Annotated in this window: 3 protein-coding genes; 1 reads left to right on the forward strand and 2 read right to left on the reverse strand. The window is 58.8% G+C overall.

Annotation, left to right across the window (positions count from 1 at the left end):
• Window positions 1-46: 46 nt before the first annotated feature.
• Window positions 47-778 carry an NAD-dependent deacylase gene (locus tag VIH17_05840; GenBank protein HEY4682755.1) on the reverse strand — a complete coding sequence of 244 codons (732 nt, stop codon included), beginning with the start codon at window positions 776-778 and terminating at the stop codon, window positions 47-49.
• A 129-nt stretch (window positions 779-907) separates the two neighbouring features.
• Here VIH17_05840 and argS point away from each other — a divergent pair, with 129 nt between their 5' ends.
• Window positions 908-2,911, forward strand: a complete 2,004-nt coding sequence (argS, locus tag VIH17_05845) for an arginine--tRNA ligase (GenBank protein ID HEY4682756.1) — start codon at window positions 908-910, stop codon at window positions 2,909-2,911.
• A gap of 4 nt (window positions 2,912-2,915) precedes the next feature.
• Here argS and VIH17_05850 read toward each other — a convergent pair whose 3' ends face one another.
• The gene (locus VIH17_05850) at window positions 2,916-4,076 is read right to left on the reverse strand and encodes an NAD-binding protein (protein HEY4682757.1); all 1,161 of its coding nucleotides are present in this window, start codon (window positions 4,074-4,076) and stop codon (window positions 2,916-2,918) included.
• Window positions 4,077-4,312 lie beyond the last annotated feature (236 nt).

Raw genomic sequence — 4,312 nt, forward strand, 5'->3', positions numbered from 1 at the left:
GCCAGCCACGCCCGAAGAACAGTCGAAGTAGCCGATACGCATCGAATCAACTCACCAGTTGCGGCAACATCTCGCCCGCTTTTCCGACGAAACTGTAATCAGCGAGAGGCGTCAGGGCGGTCGGCTCGAAATTAATCTCGATGAGCTTTGCGCCCCGGTGTTTAGCCAGCATGGGAAGCTCGGCCGCCGGATAAACCACGGCGGAAGTGCCAACCACCAGGAAGAGCGCGCAAGACTCAGCCGCCTCGACGGCAGCTTGCCAAGCCGCGGGCGGCAAGGCCTCTCCGAACCAAACGACGCCGGGTCGCAGGAGCCCGCCGCAGGCACACCGAGGCGGAATCTCCGGCAAAGGCACCCGGCGGTCCGATTTCACCGTGCCGCAGTGCTGGCAACGCAGCGTCCAGATGTCGCCGTGGAGCTTGATGACATGGCGGCTGCCGGCAAGATCGTGCAGCCCATCCACATTCTGAGTGATCAGGGCAAAGCCGGGACAGTGATTCTCGAGGAGAACCAAGGCTTCATGGGCCGGATTGGGCCGGGCAGCAGCAATCCGACTTCGCCGCCAATCGTACCATTCCCAGACGAGTCGGGGATCGCGGGCAAACGCCTCCGGCGTGGCAAGATCCTCGGCGCGATACTGTTTCCAAAGACCATCGGGGCCGCGAAAAACGGGAATGCCACTCTCCTCGGAGATGCCCGCACCTGTCAACACAGCAATCGAAGAGGCAGCGCGCAACTCTTCGCGGACTTCCTCAGTCTTGGACGGCTGGATAGACATCGGGCAAACATCGGATGTTAGTCTCGGCTCAGAGAAGTGTCAACGCCAACTCCCCGTTTGATGGCCTTCAGCAAATCTTTGTATAAAATGGAGAAGTTCTGTATTCTCAGCCAGGCATAACCAGGCGCGATGGTCCACCTGATCCAAAAAGAAATTCTGGAGCGCTTCCGCGAATTCATACGCGGAAGATATGGAGCAGTGGTCGAAATCTCGACACGGCGACCGCCAAAGGTCGAGATGGGCGACCTTGCTGTGTCAGCGTGTTTTGAGCTGGCAAGCAAACTCAAGCGGCCTGCTCGGGAATTGGCGCAGGAGATGGTTCAATCCATTGGGCCTTTGCCCGGCGTCATCAAGGCTGAAGTTGCCGGGGCAGGCTTTATCAACCTCCGGCTAGACCGGGGAGTTTTCTTCGAGCGAGCGCGCAACACGGCCGGTCTGCCGCTTGGAAAGGCCGCGGCGAGCGCCCCGAAGGTCGTAGTCGAACACACCAACATCAATCCGAACAAGGCGGCACACATCGGGCATCTGCGAAATGCGGCACTCGGCGATACGCTGGTGCGGTTGTTGCGGCATGCCGGCGCGAGGGTGGAAGTTCAGAACTACATTGACAACACGGGCGTGCAGGTGGCCGACGTGGTCGTTGGCTTTTTGCACTTGGAAAAGATCGGGACACCCGAGATCCGCCGGATGATTTCCGGTGAGCGGTTTGATTATTACTGCTGGGACCTTTACGCCCGGGTGACACGGTTCTACGAAGCAGACCCGCTGCGGATCGAACTTCGATACCGAACGCTCCAGGAAATTGAGGCGGGAGAGGGCGCGGCGGCAGAGGTCGCTGAGCTGGTTTCTACCGCCATTGTGCGGAGCCACTTGAAAACGATGCTGCGCATGGGCGTCGTGTATGACCTGTTGCCCCGGGAGAGTGAAATTCTGCATCTCAAATTTTGGGATTCTGCTTTTCATTTGCTCAAACAAAAGGCAGCCATACGGCTGGCCGAAAGCGGAAAAAACAAGGGCTGTTGGGTGATGGAGCTTCCCGAGGGAGCGGGTAAGGCCGAAAGAGCGGACAAAACGACTCGGGGTGCCGAGGAATGGGAGGAGGATGAGGCCAAGGTCATTGTGCGGTCGAATGGCACGGTGACCTACGTAGGCAAAGACATCGCTTACCAGCTATGGAAGTTCGGTGTGCTGGGGAAAGACTTCGCTTACCGAAAATTCCATACCTATCCTGACGGTCACATCCTATGGATGACTACGGCCGAGGGCGCCGACCCGCAGCCCCCGCCCTTTGGGAAGGCGTCGGAAGTCTATAACGTGATCGACGCGCGGCAATCGTATCTGCAGGCAATCATCGTGGCCGGGCTGCGGGCACTTGGCTACGACGAGCAAGCGCAGCGTTCGATCCACTTCGCCTATGAGCTGGTGGCGCTGTCACCGCAATGTTGCGCCGACTTAGGGATGGAGCTCACCGAAGAAGATCGCAAGCGGCCGTATGTTGAAGTTTCCGGCCGGCGCGGACTAGGGGTCAAGGCGGACGATCTCATGGACGGGCTGACCGGCCGCGCGCGTCAAGAAGTAGATCAGCGGCATCCCGACTTGTCCGAGGAGGCGAGGGCAAAGACAGCGCACCAGATTGCGATGGGAGCGCTCAGGTACTTTCTGCTTCGGTTTACCCGCAACACCGTCATCGCCTTTGATTTTAAGGAAGCCATGAATTTTGAGGGAGAGACCGGGCCCTATGCGCAGTATGCAACCGTCCGGGCGCAGAACATCTTCCGAAAATGGCGGGAGACATCGCCGGATGGCGACCTCAAGAAGTTCATGGCCGGCCTGAGCGCCAGCGAGGCTGGCAAGCTACTGGACGCGGCCGACGATCTTTGGGATCTTGCCCTGCATGCGAGCGAACTGGGCAGCGCCGTGGAAGCAGCTATCGCGGCGCAGGAGCCAGCGATTCTTGCCAAATATGCCTTCCAACTTGCCCAACGGTTCAATTTGTTCTATCACCGCCACCGCATCCTGGGCCAGAAAGACAAACAAAAGCAGGCGCTTTTGTTGAGCGTCACCGACCTGGTGCTCAAGCAATTGACGACTGCTCTCGATTTGATGGGAATTAGCGTGCCAGAAAGGATGTAGCCGGTCAGGGCCCAAGAAGCATTTTTCGCAGGTTGCTCTCGCCGGACATTTTTACCAGCACCATTACAGTATCGTTTTGTTGAAAGCAGGTATCGCCCCGGGGAATCACCGCTTCGCCGGCGCGAAAGACGGTAACAATGTTGCAGTCAGGCGGAAAAGCCAAATCGCGGAGGCGCTTTCCCACAGCTGGAGCTTTCGTGTCAAGGACATACTCCATCAATTCCAGTTCTCCCATACGCAAGTCAAGCACCTGGCGAATGCGACTGCTGGGCAGCTCGCTTTGGATGGCGCCGGTGATGATGGCAGTCGAGCTGACCGTGATGTCCACGCCCATTTTCTGCATGAGGGCTTCATTCTTGGGGTTCTTGACGCGGGCAATCGTCTTGGGGACGCCAAAGTGCTGCTTGGCAATCTGACAAGCAATCAGGTTGTCCTGGTCGTGATTGGTGACGGCGACGAACACATTGCAGCGGCTTGCACCAGCTTGCTCAAGGACGGCGGTGGAGGAGCCATCGCCCTGGATGACCGGACAATCGAGCTGGTGGGAAACGAGATCGAAGATTCGTTTGTCTGACTCGATGATGGTGACTTCCAGATTGTTTTCAAGAAGGGCGCGACCAAGGAAATAGCCGACGCGGCCGCCGCCGACGATAATGGCGTAGAGAGGGCCGGAAGTATCAGCCGAGCGGAGGGGAACGGTGGCGGCTTCGACCGAGCGGCCTTGCGTTTTCGCCCACGCATCCTGGAAAGTAGCCGGGCGGCCAGGCCCTCCCTCCAATTTCGAAACGAGAAAATCAGCCCCGGCGACGGTCAGGGCCATGGTGTCAATGCCAGCGGCGCGATACTGCGGCTCGCGAGCTGGATCGTAAACCACGGCAACGACATGGGGCACCTGGAAAATAATGCGGGCCGTCTGGGCAACCATCAGGTTGGTATTTTCATCGCGCGTCAAAGCAAAGAGGACATCCGCTTTCTCAGCGCCAGCGTCGCGGAGGGCATCCTGATCAATGGCGTTGCCCATGACGTAGCGGACACGTGGATCGCGGTCGCTTCTCTCGAGCACGCTGCGTTCCTTGTCCAGAACCACGACCTCATGTTTTTGGGTGTCGAGTTGTCGGACGAGCTTTCGCCCCAGCCGACCGTAGCCGATCACGAGGATGCGCATGCTTGCCTCGGGATGCTTCGAGCCATCCCAAACCCCTAGTATTTCACCCTCACCCGATATGTCAAGACGGTCCCGGCAGCCGCGCGGGATTCACCGAAACCGGGAACGGCCGGCCCAGCATCAAGATTTCACCCCGCGAGGGACGCTCGCCGGAGTGGGTCCGTCCGGCGGAGCTTGGCCGACTGGATAGTGAGTCAAGAAATGAATCAGGGTGCGAACACCAATGCCTGAGGCGC

This window comes from Candidatus Acidiferrales bacterium, assembly GCA_036514995.1.
GTDB lineage: Bacteria > Acidobacteriota > Terriglobia > Acidiferrales > DATBWB01 > DATBWB01.